The sequence below is a fragment of the Gammaproteobacteria bacterium genome, assembly GCA_015709635.1.
Classification (GTDB): Bacteria; Pseudomonadota; Gammaproteobacteria; order Burkholderiales; family Nitrosomonadaceae; genus Nitrosomonas.
The window spans coordinates 2,551,887-2,568,643 of record CP054180.1; the positions used below are offsets into that span (position 1 = coordinate 2,551,887).

Below are 16,757 nucleotides of genomic sequence, written 5' to 3' on the forward strand. Positions count from 1 at the left end.
ATAGCAAAATGAGTAACGTAATCAAAAAAACAGGTTTAATTCTGGTTGGTGCAATCGCTGGCATAATGCTCAGTTTGAATTTCTCCGCTATTGCCAAGAAAGATAATATTGAGGCAATTCATCCGCTACCCATCGAGGAATTACGGACATTTGCACAGGTATTCGGGCGTATCAAAAGCGATTATGTCGAATCGGTAGAAGACAAAAAGCTGATTACCGAAGCTATCAATGGCATGCTGATCGGACTGGATCCGCATTCCTCCTATCTCGATAAAGACGAATATAAAGAGCTGCAAATTGGCACTCAAGGCGAGTTCGGCGGATTAGGTATTCAGGTCACGATGGAAGACGGTGTCGTAAAAGTCATATCGCCGATTGAAGACACACCGGCATTCCGTGCAGGAATTAAAACCGGTGATCTGATCGTCAAATTGGATGATACTGTCGTCAAGGGGATGACACTGAACGATGCAATCAAGCTCATGCGCGGCAAACCCAATACCTCGATCAAGATCACGATTGTACGGGAAGGAGAAACGGAACCGCTGGTTTTCAATCTGGTGCGCGACATCATCAAAATCCAAAGTGTTAAATCGAAAATGATCGAACCCGGTTATGCGTATATCCGCATCACGCAATTCCAGGAGCAAACCGGCGAGAATCTGGCGCAAGCCATCAAAACACTTTTTGCCGGAAGTAACGGTACGATGAAAGGATTGATATTGGATCTGCGCAATGATCCGGGTGGATTACTCAACGGCGCCGTTGCCGTATCAGCCGCTTTTCTGCCGGAAAATGCTTTGGTCGTTTACACCGAAGGACGCAGCCCCGATGCCAAAATGAAATTGCACGCCAACCCGGAATATTATTTGCGCGGACCGGATGAAGATTATCTGAAAGGATTGCCTGCCGAAGTTAAAACGGTACCCATGATCACGCTGGTCAATGGCGGTTCTGCTTCCGCATCGGAAATCGTTGCAGGCGCCTTACAGGATCATAAACGTTCTATCGTCATGGGATCGCAAACATTTGGCAAAGGATCGGTGCAAACCATTCTGCCATTGGGAAACAATACCGCGATCAAACTGACGACAGCGCGCTATTACACGCCCAATGGTCAATCTATCCAGGCACAAGGTATTACGCCCGACATTCTGGACGAAGCCGACAGCGGTGATGAGCAACGTTTGCGGGAAGCAGATTTAAACCGACACCTGTCGAATGGCAAAAAAACGGAGAAAAAAGCTGCTTCCGAAGCTGAAAAAGCAGCACTGAAACCAACCGGCGAGAAAAAAGAGAAGAAAGAAAAGGCAGAGAAGAAAAACAAAGACAAAAATAAAGCACCCATGGAATTCGGCTCCGAGGAAGATCTTTTGCTGAAGCAAGCCATGAATTACTTCAAAGGCATTATCGCATCACCTGAGAAAAAACAGACTGAGAAAAGCGAAAGCTAATCACAAGGCTTGTGGATGATCATCAGTTACTGCGGTATAGCCGTCACATCCTGCTTCCGCAAATTGACATTGCGGGGCAGGAAAAACTCAATCAATCTCATGTATTAATCATCGGCGCCGGCGGATTAGGCTCTCCCGCCGCCTTATATCTTGCGGCGAGCGGCATTGGCAAGCTGACGATTTGCGATGGCGATCAGGTTGACTTGACCAATCTGCAACGTCAGATCATGCATGACAGCGGCTCCATCGGTATGGAAAAAACGCTATCGGCTAAACAAGCGCTTCTCAGAGTCAATCCCGGAATCGATATCACGGCCATTCAAGCACGCGTCGATGCTGAGAAACTGTCGTTACTTGTGCCGCAAGCCGATGCCGTCATTGATGCCAGTGATAATTTCAGTACACGTCATGACGTTAATCAAGCGTGCATCACCTATAAAAAACCGCTGATCTCCGGTGCTGCGGTGCAGTTTTCCGGCCAAGTCAGCGTGTTTGATTTACGCCATGACGACAGCCCTTGTTACCACTGCTTATTTCCCGTTGACGGCGATCAGGAAGACATGCCGTGCGCCATCATGGGCGTATTTTCACCGGTAGTCGGCATCATCGGCAGCATGCAAGCGGCGGAAGCACTCAAAATTCTGCTGAATATTGGCGAAAATCTGAATGGGCGCCTGCTTCTGTTAGATAGTCTCGCAATGAACTGGCGCTCCATCCGGCTAAACAAAGATCCTGCTTGCCCCGTGTGCCGGTCGCAGCAGCCAGTAAAGAATACATGCAATGAGTAACTAAAGTAGCTCACGCGGCAGCACAATCAACCGTTGCACTTCCCAATTAGCCAGCGGATCGCGCCGGAATTCACTTTTTACAAACTGATACCAGCGGCCAATCACAAAGCACATGAGCAAATTCGCCTGCGCTGCTATATCCGCGTCCAGTTTCAATTGTTGCTCACTGACCGCAAATCGTAATACTTGCTTAAAAGTAGCTTCAAGACGATCATGCAACTGCTGGATGCGCGATTGCAAGTGATCATGCTCATTCACTAGCGCATCGCCAATCAGAATCCGCGTCATGCCCGGATTTTTTTGCGAGAAACCTAATAATAGCAGTAACAAGCTCTCAATCTGTTTGGTACTCGACTGTTCTTCTTGCAGAATTTTATTGATCAGTACAAACAATGTCTTCTCAATAAATTCAATTAAAGCCGCAAACATGTGCGACTTATTGGAAAAGCAGCGATAGATCGCAGATGCCGAGATTCCCGACTGCTTTGCCAACGCAGCCGTGGTAATTTTAATTCTGTGCGGATGTTCCAGCAAACAAGCCAGCGCCTGCAAGATTCGATCCTCTCTTTCACTTGGTTTGATTGGTTGATTCGAATGTTTCAATTATTTGGCCGCAAACATAACAAAAACGATTGCAGAAATATAACGAAATTAATAAACCAGCGCGAGTACTAATCTATCCCATCACTAATTCTCCATGCGTCATTCTTTCCAGTAAGTATTTATAATTATGGGCACCTCTAATAACCCGGATTTTTGGTGAATCCTGCTGCGCAACGATGTAGGCGAGCGATTTTGGTTCGATTTCTTCGGTAAATTACGGCATTTCCAATGCGGTGTTGCCCCGTGTCTGCCTCGAATCGCCTTGGGCTTCGGCGATTCGTCCCAATTCGGGCGTCAGAAGGCTTTAATTCCGGCTTTGCGGAAATAAACAAGCCGCTTCAGGTTGTAGCAGGCCGCCATCATCGTCATAGCGAAGCTAGCCCGCTTCTCACCGATCGTGCGGATTATCTTGCCGCCCATCTGCGTGATGGCGGCGAAGACGTGCTCGACACGGGCACGAGTCTTGGCGATCCGGTGATTGCGCCGCTGCTGGCATTCGGATAACGGCTTGTTCCGCTTGCCCTTGCGCTGGATCTGGTTGCGAAAGCCGTTCTCCTTGAGCCAGGCTTGGCGCGCCTCGGATGGGTAGCCCCGGTCGGCATACACGTCCCGCTTCATGTTCAGTGTATCAAAGACGGTGTCGAAGCCCTGACTGTCGTGCGTGCTGGCAGTGTCGGTCTCGATCTTGCGGATAATCTTGTACTTCTTGTCGATGTTGATCGAGAGCTTGTAGCCGAAGATGCTCTTGCCATGCTTCTTCGTCCAAGTCGCGTCGATGTCCTTCTGGCGCCGCTTCGCAGGCTTCCAGTCAGCGGGCGTCGCACTTTGCTCAATCAGTTCCTTCTCGCCACGGCTGTTGTGTTGCTTGGGCGCAGGCACCAGCGTGGCGTCGATGATCTGGCCGCCCCGTGCGATGAAGCCCTTCTTCAATAATTGCGAGGACACGCCATCGAACAACGCCTTCGCACCCGCTTCACCAATCCGGTTCTCAAATGTCCATACCGTAGTGCGGTCCGGAATGTTCGTTGCGTTCGCGAGTCCGCAGAAACGCTTGTAGCTCATGCGATCGAGCAACTGGTACTCCATCTGCTCGTCTGACAGGTTGTACAGCCGCTTCAACACCAGAATACGCACCATCGTTTCAGTGGGGTACGGCGGACGCCCTCCCTGAGGACTGACCAACCGCGGCGCAATCGCATCAACCTTGGCCGCCAATGCCGAAAAGTTAATGTGCGACTCGATATCAGCCAATGGGTCCCCCAGCGAGTCAATCTTCTGGCGGTGGTGTTCTTCAGCAAACAGGTCGGTCTTAATGGCGCTACGCAGTTTCATCGGGTCGGGCAGCTACAAAATTCATGATATTGTGATTTTACTAAAAACCAGTAAAGGGAGGTTCTTCGAGGTACCCTTATTTGAATTCAACGTACACAGCCACGCAATGCAAACTAGACCTGTTCACCTCAAACACGCTAGAATTGCTACTTTTTTGGGTTCGAGCGCATGCATACGTGGCGAAGGGTGTCATCCGGTGCTAAAACACCGATCGCACTAACCATAGGCAATTTTGATGGTATCCATCTCGGTCACCAAGCCATGCTTTCTCGTTTGAAAGATGCCGCCAGCCGATTAGGACTTCCTGCCTGTGTCATGACTTTCGAGCCTCATCCGCGCGAGTTTTTCGCTCCTGACCAAGCGCCTATCCGTCTGACCAGCATGCGGGAAAAGTTAACCTGCTTGATCCAAGCGGAAGTTGATTGTATCCACATTTGCCGTTTCAATTATGACTTTGCCAGAATCGGCGCGGAGCAATTTATCGCAGACATCCTGAAAAAGGAACTTGCCGTACGCTGGCTGCTGGTAGGCGATGACTTCCGTTTTGGCGCGCGCCGCGCCGGTGACTTTGCCATGTTGCAAGCGTTATCCGCGGAAAATAATTTTACCGTCGCAGCCACGCCGAGCGTCACTATCGACGGTCAGCGCGTTTCCAGTACCGCGATACGTGAAGCGCTGGCCAGTGGCGATCTGAATAAAGCCGGGAAATTGCTCGGCAGACCCTACAGCATCAGCGGACGGGTAGTCGATGGGGATAAGTTAGGCAAACAACTTGGATTTCCGACCGCAAATATTCAACTGAAACATAATCGTCCGCCGTTGTCGGGAATTTTCGCCGTTTCGGTCTGCGGTGCCATTTATGCTTCGCCCGTCACTCCACTGCCTGGTGTTGCCAGTCTGGGCGTGCGGCCGACAACGCATGACAATGGCAAGCCTGTGCTGGAAGTGCATTTGTTCGATTTCAACCAAGAAATTTACGGACAGCATTTGCAAGTTAATTTTCTGCACAAATTGCGCGATGAAGAAAAATACAGGGATATCGACACACTCATCCGGCAGATCGAGCAAGATGTCGCCCAAGCTAAAAGCTTCTTCACGACGACTCCAATCCATTCCAATAGCATGTGCAACGTCCTTTAACTAATTCATCGTAACTTTCATGACTGATTATAAGAAAACGCTCAATTTACTCGACACACCGTTTCCGATGCGCGGCAATCTGGCCAGCCGCGAACCGGGTATGCTGAAAGCCTGGCAGGAAAAAAATCTGTATCAAAAAATCCGCACCGCCAGCAAAGGACGCCCCAAATTCATTCTGCATGATGGCCCGCCTTATGCCAATGGCGACATTCACATCGGTCATGCCGTCAATAAAATCCTCAAGGACATCATCGTCAAGAGCAAAACACTAGCCGGCTTTGATGCGCCCTACGTGCCCGGCTGGGATTGTCACGGCCTGCCCATTGAGCACCAAATCGAGAAAAAACACGGTAAGCATCTGCCTGCCGATAAAGTGCGCGAACTTTGCCGTGCTTTTGCCAAGGAACAAGTCGAGCGTCAAAAAGCCGATTTCATCCGTCTGGGCGTGCTGGGTGACTGGGATAATCCGTATCTCACGATGAATTTCAAAACCGAAGCCGGCATTATCCGCGCATTGGGAAAAATTTATCAGAACGGCTATCTGTATCAAGGACAAAAACCGGTCAATTGGTGTATCGACTGCGGCTCCGCCTTGGCCGAAGCGGAAGTGGAATACGAAGACAAAACTTCACCGGCAATCGATGTCGGATTTTCCGTTGCTTCCGCAGCGGCAGCACTAGGCAGTATTTTTGCCATCACGATCCCTGAGAATGCGCAAGCTTACGCCATTATCTGGACCACCACACCATGGACACTACCCGCCAACCAAGCAGTCAGCGTACACCCTGATTTCGATTATGAATTGATTCAAACAGCACGCGGATTGCTGATACTTGCCAGCGAATTGAAACAAAGCTGCCTGGCGCGCTACGATCTTGCCGGTGAGACCCTTGCTACCTGCAAGGGTAAAGCACTGGAGCATGTGCCGCTGCAGCACCCGTTCGAGCCGCGCACGGTAAAAATCATCTGTGGCAAGCATGTCACTTTGGAAGCCGGTACCGGGTTGGTGCACACAGCACCCGCACATGGTTTGGATGACTATTTTGTCGGGCAGAATTACGGCTTGCCGAGCGAAAGTCCAGTCGCTGGCGATGGCAAATTTACCGTCGGCACGCCATTGGTGGGCGGACTTTCGGTATGGAAAGCTAACGATGTCGTTATCGAGACACTCAAAAACAGCGATCATTTGTTTTGCCTGAAAAAAATCGACCATAGTTACCCGCATTGCTGGCGGCATAAAACCCCCATCATTTTCCGCGCAACACCGCAGTGGTTCATCGGTATGAATCTGCACAATACCGCCGATTCTACGACACAGACAAAAACTTTGCGCGATCTGGCCATGCAAGCGGTCGAATCCACCGCATTCTTTCCGGCATGGGGCCAAGCACGCCTGGAAGCGATGATCAAAAACCGCCCGGACTGGTGCGTGTCCCGCCAGCGTAATTGGGGCGTGCCGATGACTTTTTTTGTGCATAAAGACACTCACACATTGCATCCACGTTCGCTTGAGTTACTTGAACAAGTAGCGCAAAAGGTGGAGCAGCGAGGTATCGAAGCCTGGTTTGCGCTCGATGCGGCCGAATTGCTCGGCGCCGAAGCCATCGAGTATAAAAAACTGACCGACACATTGGATGTCTGGTTCGATTCCGGCACTACACACGATACCGTGGTGAAAGCCGATGCACAGCTCAAATTTCCGTCCGATTTGTATCTGGAAGGTTCCGATCAGCATCGCGGCTGGTTCCAATCTTCGCTGCTGACCGGTTGCGCCATCGACGGACGCGCACCGTACGATGCCTTGCTCACGCACGGCTTTGTCGTAGACGGCAGCGGCCACAAAATGAGCAAATCCAAAGGCAATGTCATTGCACCGCAAAAAGTCATGGATACTTCCGGCGCCGACATTTTGCGGCTGTGGGTTGCTTCGACCGATTACTCGGGCGAGCTCTCCATTTCCGAAGAAATTCTCAAACGGGTAGTGGAAAGCTACCGCCGTATCCGCAATACGCTGCGCTTCTTGCTGGCCAATCTGGTGGACTTCAATCCGCATACCGATGCAGTTGCCGCCACGGATTGTCTGGAAATCGACCGCTATATGCTGGCGTTGACACAAAGCTTTCAGTATGATTTGACGCAAAACTATCAGCGCTATGAATTCCATCAAGTGGTGCATAAATTGCACAATTTCTGCTCCGAAGATTTGGGCGGCTTTTATCTCGATATCCTCAAGGATCGCTTATATACGGCAGCAACCCAAGGCCTGCCGCGCCGCTCGGCTCAAACGGTGCTGCACCATATCGCGCATAGTCTGGTGCGGCTGTTTGCACCGATTCTGAGCTTTACTTCGGAAGAGGTTTGGGAACATCTGACAGGAGATAACAACGATAGCGTGCTGTTGCATACCTGGCATACCTTCCCGGCGCAAGCGGATACCGCGCCATTGCAGCAGCGCTGGGCGGAAATACGCGCATTGCGCTCACAAGTGCTAAAAAAACTGGAAGACGCACGTGCACAAGGAGAAATCGGTTCCTCATTGGCGGCCATCGTCGAAATCCGTGCTGGCAAAGAAGATTTCACTGTGCTCAATGCGCTCAGCGATGACTTGCGCTTCGTGTTGATCGTTTCCGAAGTGCGTTTAACCCAGGCTGACGATACGCAACCGGAAGGCATCGCTGTGGTATCCAGCACTCACACCAAATGCGAGCGTTGCTGGCATTATCGCCGGGATGTCGGCCAGCATACCGAGCACCCTACTTTGTGCGCACGCTGCATTACCAATCTTTACGGCGCTGGCGAAGAACGGCACTTTGCGTAATGCCCTTGCTACTTTTGAAAAAAACTTGGAATTATGAAACTTTACATCAGCCTGAGTATCGCTTTGATCGTCCTCGTATTGGACCTTGCCAGCAAATTCTGGGTCGAGTCTGCATTGGAATTTGGCCAGAGCATTCCGCTCACCGGCTTTTTTAACTTGGTGTTGACGTACAATCCCGGCGCCGCATTCAGCTTTTTGAGCGAGCAGCCCGGCTGGCAACGCTGGTTCCTGAGCGGCATCGCAGGCAGCGCGGCCTTATTGATCATCTTTCTGCTCAGCAAATACCGTCATGAGAAATTATTTTGTCTGTCGTTGAGCTTGATCCTGGGCGGTGCGCTGGGAAATTTGTACGACCGTATCACGCTGGGTCATGTGGTCGATTTTCTCGATTTCTATATTGGGAACTATCACTGGCCGGCGTTTAATATTGCCGATTCCGCCATTTTTGTCGGCGCCGCGCTGATGATTTACGATAGCTTCCGGAAAAAAGAGAATCCGGAAGATGCAGCGAAAGAAACAAAATAATCAAATCTCATTTGCTGGATTTCTTTTCCTTGGTAATCGGATTTTGCAGGGTATAGCCATTTTCTTTCATTTTATATCCGCCGTACGCACCCACACCGGCCGCAACCAGCATCCAGCAGCCGGATAACAGCGGCACTGCCATCACACAAATTATTACGCTCGCTATTTGTTTCGTCATCATCGATTCCTGTCAAAATTAAGATTTATTGCGCTCAGATTTCTAAAAAACGCGCCGGACAGCGCTGCCCGCTTCAATCCTCAGGAAGGTTGCGGTGGAACTTTTATCCATTGCTCCGCGCATTGCTTCACATAAGGATAGTATCCTTCGGGATTGCGGCAGTAGTACCAGTAATTTTTTTGCTGCGGTGCAGCAGGTCTGGAAACATCGTTACGTTGCACATAGGTAGGGGTTCTGAGGGGTGCTGAAAAAACGGGAGAAGCCGCCGGATAACCGCCTAACGGATAATACGGTTCAAAATAGCGATACAATCCAAAACCGGCGTAATTCCCATAGAACCCACCGGCACGGCCACCGTAAAAACCGAAGCTGTTGAACGGCACGCCAAAACCGCCATAATAACCGAAGGGAGCGAGCGGACTGTAATAACCAAAGGGGCCGCCAAATCCTATTCCCAGACCCAATCCAAACCCCAAACCGAAATTATCGTAGTAATGATGCCCTCCGCCGTGGTGGTGGTGATGTTGATGGTTGTCGTGCCCGGCATTTTGATCGATTTGCGTATTATTCTGGGTATTCACATTTTGTACGGATGTATCGGTCTGGGTAGAAGAGTCGATACCGGTAGTAACATTATCGGCAGATCCAGCTGAATCCGATGCGCCAGTGGATTGCATGGAATCCGCAGATGCTGCGCCCGGATGTGCATTAGGGTTTGTGTCAACATCATTCCGCTGATCTGTTGTATGAGTTTGCGCAAGATCAGCGGCTTGATCCGATAATTCTTTCTTTAAGGATTCAGGTGCGAATCCATCACCATTGGGTGCCGTTTCAGCACGGTGACTCGCAGTATCTTCTATAGCAAAATCATTTGATTGATTCGTCATACCGGTCTCACCGGAATGACTTTCGTGGTTTGCAGCATCAACCGACCCGAAATCTTCAGGCTGATTAAATTGATCATGCTGGTAAAAAGCATCACTTGAATCAAAATCGCTCTGCTCGAAATAATCGGAATGACCACCGGGATCGAAGTCACCCCCATAGTCGCCGCCAAAATCACCACCGTCGAACCCGCCATCGAAATCGCCGCCGCCATCCCCTTCCGCGTTTACCAGGGTCACGGAAAATATTCCGCAGAGGACGATAGCCAAACACGTTAATTTAATTTTCTTCACATCAACCTCGATCAGAACTCACTGAAGCCATTGCCTCTAGATTCGAAAACAAAGCGCACCGATACTTTACAAATCAGCTTTGTCTAAATTTGACTTCATCATAGTGCGTTCAATCTGAATATCTACTGAATAAAACCAATAGCGAGTTCTTTAATTAAAGTATAGCCTGGCTATTATTCTCATCAACCAATTCAGCGAGCAGTTGCTTGATACGTATTGAGTGACTTCCTTGCCAGTAAATCCGGCTGCAATCCGGGCACATTAAAAATTTATCGTAATACCTCCTTGTCAATGGCTCGAGACGGCATTCAATTTGGCTTTTCCCGGTTTCTGCCAACACCCCGTTGCAGTGCGTACACCGTGTCAGAGGCTTGATCAAAGAATATAACGCAAATCGTTTCAGAACTTCGCTCGTTTGAATTTTGGGTTGATCCGCGCGCACAAAATACCCATACGTAACAATTTTCCGCCGCAATAGCGAGCGGTCGCGGGTAAGCACGACGCGCTGCTGCTCACTGGCTATTATTGCCACCGCGTCATCGTCATAATCGTTGCGATACAGACAATCGAATCCAAGCAATCTCAGATAGCGCGCCAATCTTCCAAGATTACTGTCGGCCACGAATAACAGCGGAGGTAATAATGCAGGCCGGAGCTGACATGCGGGTATAGTGCTGAGATTCTCACAGGCCGGGAAAACCTCGATACAGTCTCCATTCCGCACAATATAGTTAAAACCGACTGCAATGCCATTTACCACGATACGCTCAACTTCCGTATGCGGCACATTGAAAGATTCGATCATGTCCTTTATCGAAGCTTTCCGGTCAAAATTGTGAATAATCTCGGTATCGGCCAGCGTTGGCGCGATGAAATCATTTAATGTGCGATAAAAACGGATGCCGATTTGCGCCACTGATGACAATACCCTTTAGCCGACGTTGATTTAGTTTGATCAAGATCAATGTTTAGCATAACTGTTAACTGTATTCTGCGAATCGTTGTAACACAATATCAATTAACAACTAACATTCAGAAGGTTTTATATGAGAATTACATATTTTTTAGCAGTAGCAGCGGTTTTAGTTTTAGTTGCATGTGGCGGCAAACCAACAGCCCCAGAAACACCTAATCCGGATGCTTATGGCAAAACCATTCAGCCTTTCCACCAAATACCAGCAGGTGATCAGGAAGGCGGCGGTAAAGCCAGATCAACCACAGAGAAATCGAGTTACTAGAGTTTTAGAGGGTGGCCAGTGTTCTATAGTCAGTAATCACAAGCAACTTGGGCTATAGAACACTGTCTTTATATCAATCACTACTGAAAATCTTCCTGCAACACCAAAAATGAAATGCTCTAGGCAATAGACTGAATTTCATTTCCAGCGCCATACTGTTCAATTACAGCATAAACCCCAAGGTTCACGCCGCAGTCCATGATAGGTCATACGATTCCGGGAACGGGCCGGATTTATAATCTATATTGCTCTTAGGCTCAATTTCTTTCCTCAGAAATACCTGACGCGCCATTTCAGGAATCATTACCATACCCACGTAACGGCCCAGGCATTCATGGTCACCGAAGCCGAAATGGAAATAGTTGTACCAGTTGCGTTGCGGAATGAATTCATCCGGCGATTCGAAGGCCCGTTCATCGAACATTGCGGACAGCGTCACCGGCAGCACATAAGTACCGGCACGCAAAACTGTTTCATAGTTAGTTCCCTTCGCTGCGGTATAGTCGCTCACGGTGGTGCGGAACAAATACGACGTGATCGGCACAAACCGCAGCGCTTCCCACACGATACCGTCGAACTCGGTGGCATCTTCCTTCTGCGCGGCGGATTTGGCCGCAGCCAGCCATTGCGGATGCTGGAACAAGTATTGCAACACCTGAGCTACCGCTTGCGATGTGGTCTCGATTGCACCGATCAGAAGACCGCCGGCGTTAATCCCCAACCGTTTAATATCGAAATCCAGTTCTTTGGCAAAACTGGTACGCAACATCCGAGTGACAATATCGTCATCCAACCGGACAATCGTCGAGAACGTCAATTTCTCGAGTTTCACAGCCAGCAAACGCTTTGCAATCAGCATCGTGATATAGTCGCCCAGTTTTTTGGAAGTCTCACTGTGACGATCGATAATCCGTTGCGATAATTCCGCCGGCACCAGGTCGAATGGCTGATTGTGAAAGGTATCGTATTGATTCCAATAAGACCATTCGATCAAATCTTCCCGTTTTGCACCGGTCAGGCCAAAATATTTTTGCACCAATGTCGCCGGCACCATCCGGCAAAAACTGTTCACGATTTCGATCTTGCCGTTGGCGTCATCAAGAATCCCGCTGGCGATTTCCGCAACTAAATTGCGTACCTTGGGCAGATCATCGCGATTCAGCATAAATTGCATCAACGATTTCTCCCGGGTATGCAACGCATCGTCATCGTGCATCATCAGATAATTATCCATCTTAGGCACATAGGGCTTGACGGTGAATACCTTGTACATCTTCAAGATTTCCCTGACATCGTCAAAGCGGGTTACCAGCGTGCAGTCCGGCGTTACTAAAATCGGACGATTGGCGCGCAATTCCTTGAAAAACGGCAAAGGTTCCGTATCCATCCAGCGCCGTACCAGCGGGAATTTTTCTGCATCGGGGGTTGCATCATACCGTTCAAGATAACTTGTACTCATTTCATTCCTCCCTGTTCATTCATTAATGATGATGGATCGTTCAAATTACAGAGTCTTGAGATATTCCAGTAAGTCGAGTTTTTCTTCCTTGCTCAGCGGCTTTAAAGTTTCTCCATTAGGCTGCGCTGTTTTACCGGATGCATATTCGTGGCCGGCATTACTATTGGCAGGTGAACGGGTATCAAAAGTAAAACCCTTATCACCGCTCTTCAAGCCGACTTTTTCCGGATCAAATTCGCGTGATCCAACCTTAAACTGATCAGGACGGTATTCTCCGTCATCCGAGTCACCTTCGCGTTTTTTGGGTAACAATAAATGGTAAAGCGTCGGCACCGAACCATTATGCAAATAAGGCGCGGTTGCCCAGATTCCATTCAAAGGCCGTCCCTTGTAGGCGTTGAGTGAAGCCAGTGGATTGACTGTAGTGTCCGGATCGTAATTACCATTCTTGATGGAAGATTTAATCTCATTTTCAGTATAGGCGGTCACGAGATTAACAGCCCAATCCGCCCACCGCTGGAAAAACCATTTATCAGGATCGGGGGTAGCCACTACGTTTTTAGTCGCCTGGGTCAGCAAAGCGGCAACAGGAGCCTTTTTATCCAGCAAAAGATTACCTACCTCAAGACTTACATACTGGTTGCGCAAAATGCCGGAATATCCTTGATAGGCAAAGCTGTTCTTCGCCATGGTTGAATCCGTTCCCACGTCGCTGACTCTCGTCATGCTAGCAATGATGCGACGATCGGGATCCGTGCGATCGACCGCAGCATGGCAGGCGGCACAATACTCGGCAAACAATATTTCCCCTTTAGCAGCTCTTTCCTTATCAATGTCTCCGAGAATCTCTTGCGGCCATACCGGGGAATTTAATTTTTTCAAGTGCGATTCAATTCTGTGCAAGTTTTGCACATCAACGGAAGAATCAAATCTGACACGCGTGTTGCCGGAACCTTGGAACAGTAATGATGGCAATGAAATGCCCTTTTCCTCCCTCCAGTCAAGCGTGCCAAATACGCCAATCACTTCACCCGTGTTCCGGCCAATCGGTCCCAACCCGGCATTATTGGCTATCCCATTCCATTGCACATAATCGTGTTGCGCAATATCCCATAAAAAAGGATAGCTGACAGGTGCATCCGGTCTATTGAACACTGCATCATTCAATAGCGCTATTTGCAAAGGAGTAAGATGCTTTTTAAGCTGCTCCATCAAATGATCACGTTGTTCTCCCGTTATTACTTTATCCACTTTCGACAGGATCTCGTCGATTTCTTTCTCAGTCACCGCCTTATCCAACCGTGAAATCTCTTCGATTTGCGCCTTCGTCAACTCCTTATCAAACCGTACCTTCCGATCATGCAATAATTCTCTCAACTCCTTTTCGTTGATGACATGCTCCAGCACGCGATTATAAATGCGGCCAAAGGCATCGAGCCGTGCATAGCCATAGGGAGTTTGACTGGCGTTGATGAACGTGTAGCTGTATAGGCGCTGTTCATATTTACTCAAATCAGCGAGTACATCAGCTTCCGTTTTGTAATTGCCCCGTTCCAGCACTTTCTTGACAAACCGCTGCTTAGCTTCCGCATTTTCACGCGTATATTGCAAAGCTTTTGCAAGATCGATCATGATGTTTTCCATATCCGCCGTAGCCGGACCGCCATCAATGCGGATACCCACACCGTTATAATTTATCTGCCCAGTGTGGCAGGCGGCACAAGTTAAACCGACATATTCTTTACCCTTGTAGACATCTTTAACCCATCCAACAGGCAGTGCATCCGGGTTGCCCGATGAAGCTTTCTGCGGTAAATACCGGTAGAAATTCATATTCTCATCAGAACGGAAAAGCTGGGATTCCCCCGGCTTTTCCAGTGCCAGAAAGAAATCATAGGGCATCAGGTTCGAGCCTTGCGTGGTGTTATAAAACCACAAACTATCTTCCGGTTTCCAGCCCTGATCAAGGTACTTGATCTGAGTATAACTATCGCCAAGATGATCTTGTTCAACAGTAGCGGCATAGCGATTTTGCGCCTCTTCGGTCTCGGGGATCAGGCCTACTTTACAGCCCGATAGCACGCCGATGGAAAGAGCCAAGACTGAATAAAGAAATAAAAACCGCTTTTGCGACGATACAAAATTTTTTTTCACGATAATTCCCCTTTCGCTTGAATTTGTTGAATCAGTATTGATAAGGACGAGTGCAGGCCATGGAATCGAATCAGCCAATCGCTCTGTAATCAGCGCTTATTCCTTACGTTACTTGACTTTGGATCATCCTGTCCGAGGTCCGTGCTTAACGCTCAATCTTGGCGGATTGTATTGTTATTATGTGCAGCTTCGGATTATATTCACAATCGGCTGCCGTTGATAGCAAGATTCTCACATCCCGGATACATATTTCAGATGGGCGAGAACACTGGAACCGGAAGCGCATCGACGGCTACCGGATGAATGCGATTTGTCATACATTCGCAGCAAACGAAATTTTGAACAAAACAGTTCCCTAAATTACAAGGTGTTATCATGAAAAAATCTTTTGCCATCCTGATCCCGGTCATCATTGCCTTCGCACTGGCCGCCTGCGCCACAACACCGGCCCCATCAGTCAACGACAGTCGGGTGCATGTCACCATCCTGCACTTTAACGATATTTACGAAATCACCCCGGTCAGCGGCGGCAAGGAAGGCGGCATTGCACGCGTCGCCACGTTACGCAGGCAATTGCTGGCGCGCAATCCCAATACCATCACCACACTCGGCGGCGATCTGTTCAGCCCATCCGCGATCGGCACCGCCCAGTTTGAAGGCGACCAGCTCGCCGGGCGGCAAATGATCGATGTGCTGAATCACTTTGCACTCGACTACGCCACCTTCGGCAACCATGAATTCGATGTCAAAGAAAATCAATTCAACCAGCGTATGAAAGAAGCGAAATTCACCTGGGTATCGAGCAATGTCTTTGCCGCCGGCGGTCAGCCGTATGCCGGTGTCAAACAGAACATAGTCATTCCGGTCACAGATAAAAAAAGCGGGAAAACATTCAGAATCGGCATGTTCGGATTGACGCTGGCGGCCAATAATCCGGGCTACGTGCGCTATTCCGATCCCATCACGGCCACCGCCGAGCAAATCAAACAACTCAGCGGACAAACCGATTTTATGATCGCCCTGACGCACCAAGCCATCGACGACGATATCGAACTGCTGCAAAAATTTCCGCAAATCGGCCTGCTGCTGGGCGGACATGAGCATGTCAACTATCAGAACTGGCGCGGCAATTTCACCCCACTACTGAAAGGCGACGCCAACGTGCGTTCGGTGTACGTGGTCGACCTTTATTTCGATCCGCAAACCGGTAAAACCCAAGTCAAACCGGAATTTGTCCCGATCAACGATAGCCTCCCGGAAGATCCCGCCGTCAAAACCGTGGTCGACAAATGGATGAACATCGCCTTCGACGCCTTCCGGCAGCAAGGATTTGAACCCGAAGCGGTGGTCACGACCACCACCGAAGCATTGGATGGACTCGAATCCAATGTGCGCACCCGCAAAACCAACCTCACCGAACTGATCGCCAAAAGCCTGCTGCGTCCTTACCCCGAAGCCGAACTCTCGCTCTACAACAGCGGTTCGATCCGCATCGACGACGTGCTGCCCGCGGGTCAAATCACCGTTTACGACGTCATCCGGGTACTGCCGTTCGGCGGCAAAGTCCAATTGGCCGCGATCAAAGGCAGCCTGTTGTTAAAAGTATTGAACCAAGGAACAGCAAATACCGGTGCGGGCGGTTTTCTGCAATCCGCCAATGCGCAGCAGGTTAACGGCGCCTGGCAAATTAACGGCAAACCGATAGATGTCAAAAAAACCTACCAACTGGCGATCAACGATTTTCTCGCTTCCGGTAAAGAGCATGGTTTGGATTATTTGAAACCCGGCAACCCGGATTTCGTCATCGTCAATTCGGGTGAAAACACCGACATCCGTCAAACGGTCATCGATCAGTTGAAGAATAATTGAAAAGTTTGAGAATATCGGTAA

At 49.3% G+C, this 16,757-nt stretch carries 14 protein-coding genes; 7 read left to right on the forward strand and 7 right to left on the reverse strand.

The window, feature by feature from the left end:
* Positions 1–8: 8 nt before the first annotated feature.
* Together HRU78_12185 and moeB are read left to right on the forward strand one after the other, a co-directional pair.
* A complete protein-coding gene (locus HRU78_12185; GenBank protein QOJ24307.1) occupies positions 9–1,454 on the forward strand; it encodes a S41 family peptidase in 1,446 nt (481 codons plus the stop codon).
* Between the two features lie 11 nt (positions 1,455–1,465).
* On the forward strand, positions 1,466–2,242 hold the full coding sequence (moeB, locus tag HRU78_12190; protein QOJ24308.1) for a molybdopterin-synthase adenylyltransferase MoeB: 777 nt from the start codon (positions 1,466–1,468) through the stop codon (positions 2,240–2,242).
* Here moeB and slmA read toward each other — a convergent pair whose 3' ends face one another.
* Both slmA and HRU78_12200 read right to left on the reverse strand, forming a co-directional pair.
* Entirely contained in the window at positions 2,243–2,845 is a 603-nt protein-coding gene (slmA, locus tag HRU78_12195) for a nucleoid occlusion factor SlmA (GenBank protein ID QOJ24309.1), read from the reverse strand.
* A gap of 294 nt (positions 2,846–3,139) precedes the next feature.
* Complete coding sequence (locus tag HRU78_12200; protein ID QOJ24310.1) at positions 3,140–4,177, reverse strand: IS5 family transposase; 1,038 nt, start codon at positions 4,175–4,177, stop codon at positions 3,140–3,142.
* Between the two features lie 168 nt (positions 4,178–4,345).
* On the opposite strand from HRU78_12200, the gene HRU78_12205 reads away from it, so the two are divergent.
* The 3 genes from HRU78_12205 to HRU78_12215 are packed head-to-tail and all read left to right on the forward strand — an operon-like array spanning position 4,346 to position 8,660.
* Positions 4,346–5,317, forward strand: coding sequence for a bifunctional riboflavin kinase/FAD synthetase (locus tag HRU78_12205; protein ID QOJ24311.1), 972 nt, complete (start codon positions 4,346–4,348; stop codon positions 5,315–5,317).
* Between the two features lie 19 nt (positions 5,318–5,336).
* Positions 5,337–8,135, forward strand: coding sequence for an isoleucine--tRNA ligase (gene ileS / locus HRU78_12210; protein ID QOJ24312.1), 2,799 nt, complete (start codon positions 5,337–5,339; stop codon positions 8,133–8,135).
* A gap of 33 nt (positions 8,136–8,168) precedes the next feature.
* Complete coding sequence (locus tag HRU78_12215) at positions 8,169–8,660, forward strand: lipoprotein signal peptidase (protein ID QOJ24313.1); 492 nt, start codon at positions 8,169–8,171, stop codon at positions 8,658–8,660.
* Between the two features lie 7 nt (positions 8,661–8,667).
* On the opposite strand, the gene HRU78_12220 is transcribed toward HRU78_12215, so the two are convergent.
* From HRU78_12220 to HRU78_12230, 3 genes are all read right to left on the reverse strand, one after another.
* Complete coding sequence (locus tag HRU78_12220) at positions 8,668–8,841, reverse strand: hypothetical protein (protein QOJ24314.1); 174 nt, start codon at positions 8,839–8,841, stop codon at positions 8,668–8,670.
* Positions 8,842–8,918: 77 nt separating this feature from the next.
* Positions 8,919–9,962: a hypothetical protein gene (locus HRU78_12225; protein ID QOJ22218.1), complete on the reverse strand. Its 1,044-nt coding sequence runs from the start codon at positions 9,960–9,962 to the stop codon at positions 8,919–8,921.
* A 208-nt stretch (positions 9,963–10,170) separates the two neighbouring features.
* On the reverse strand, positions 10,171–10,932 hold the full coding sequence (locus HRU78_12230; protein ID QOJ24315.1) for a Mut7-C ubiquitin/RNAse domain-containing protein: 762 nt from the start codon (positions 10,930–10,932) through the stop codon (positions 10,171–10,173).
* Positions 10,933–11,062: 130 nt separating this feature from the next.
* On the opposite strand from HRU78_12230, the gene HRU78_12235 reads away from it, so the two are divergent.
* On the forward strand, positions 11,063–11,254 hold the full coding sequence (locus HRU78_12235) for a hypothetical protein (GenBank protein ID QOJ24316.1): 192 nt from the start codon (positions 11,063–11,065) through the stop codon (positions 11,252–11,254).
* Positions 11,255–11,438: 184 nt separating this feature from the next.
* Here HRU78_12235 and HRU78_12240 read toward each other — a convergent pair whose 3' ends face one another.
* Positions 11,439–12,713, reverse strand: coding sequence for a cytochrome P450 (locus tag HRU78_12240; protein QOJ24317.1), 1,275 nt, complete (start codon positions 12,711–12,713; stop codon positions 11,439–11,441).
* Between the two features lie 45 nt (positions 12,714–12,758).
* Positions 12,759–14,867 (reverse strand): ribonuclease E, encoded by a 2,109-nt coding sequence (locus HRU78_12245; protein QOJ24318.1) that lies wholly within the window; start codon positions 14,865–14,867, stop codon positions 12,759–12,761.
* 375 nt (positions 14,868–15,242) lie between these two features.
* Here HRU78_12245 and HRU78_12250 point away from each other — a divergent pair, with 375 nt between their 5' ends.
* Positions 15,243–16,736, forward strand: a complete 1,494-nt coding sequence (locus HRU78_12250; protein QOJ24319.1) for a bifunctional metallophosphatase/5'-nucleotidase — start codon at positions 15,243–15,245, stop codon at positions 16,734–16,736.
* Positions 16,737–16,757: the final 21 nt, after the last annotated feature.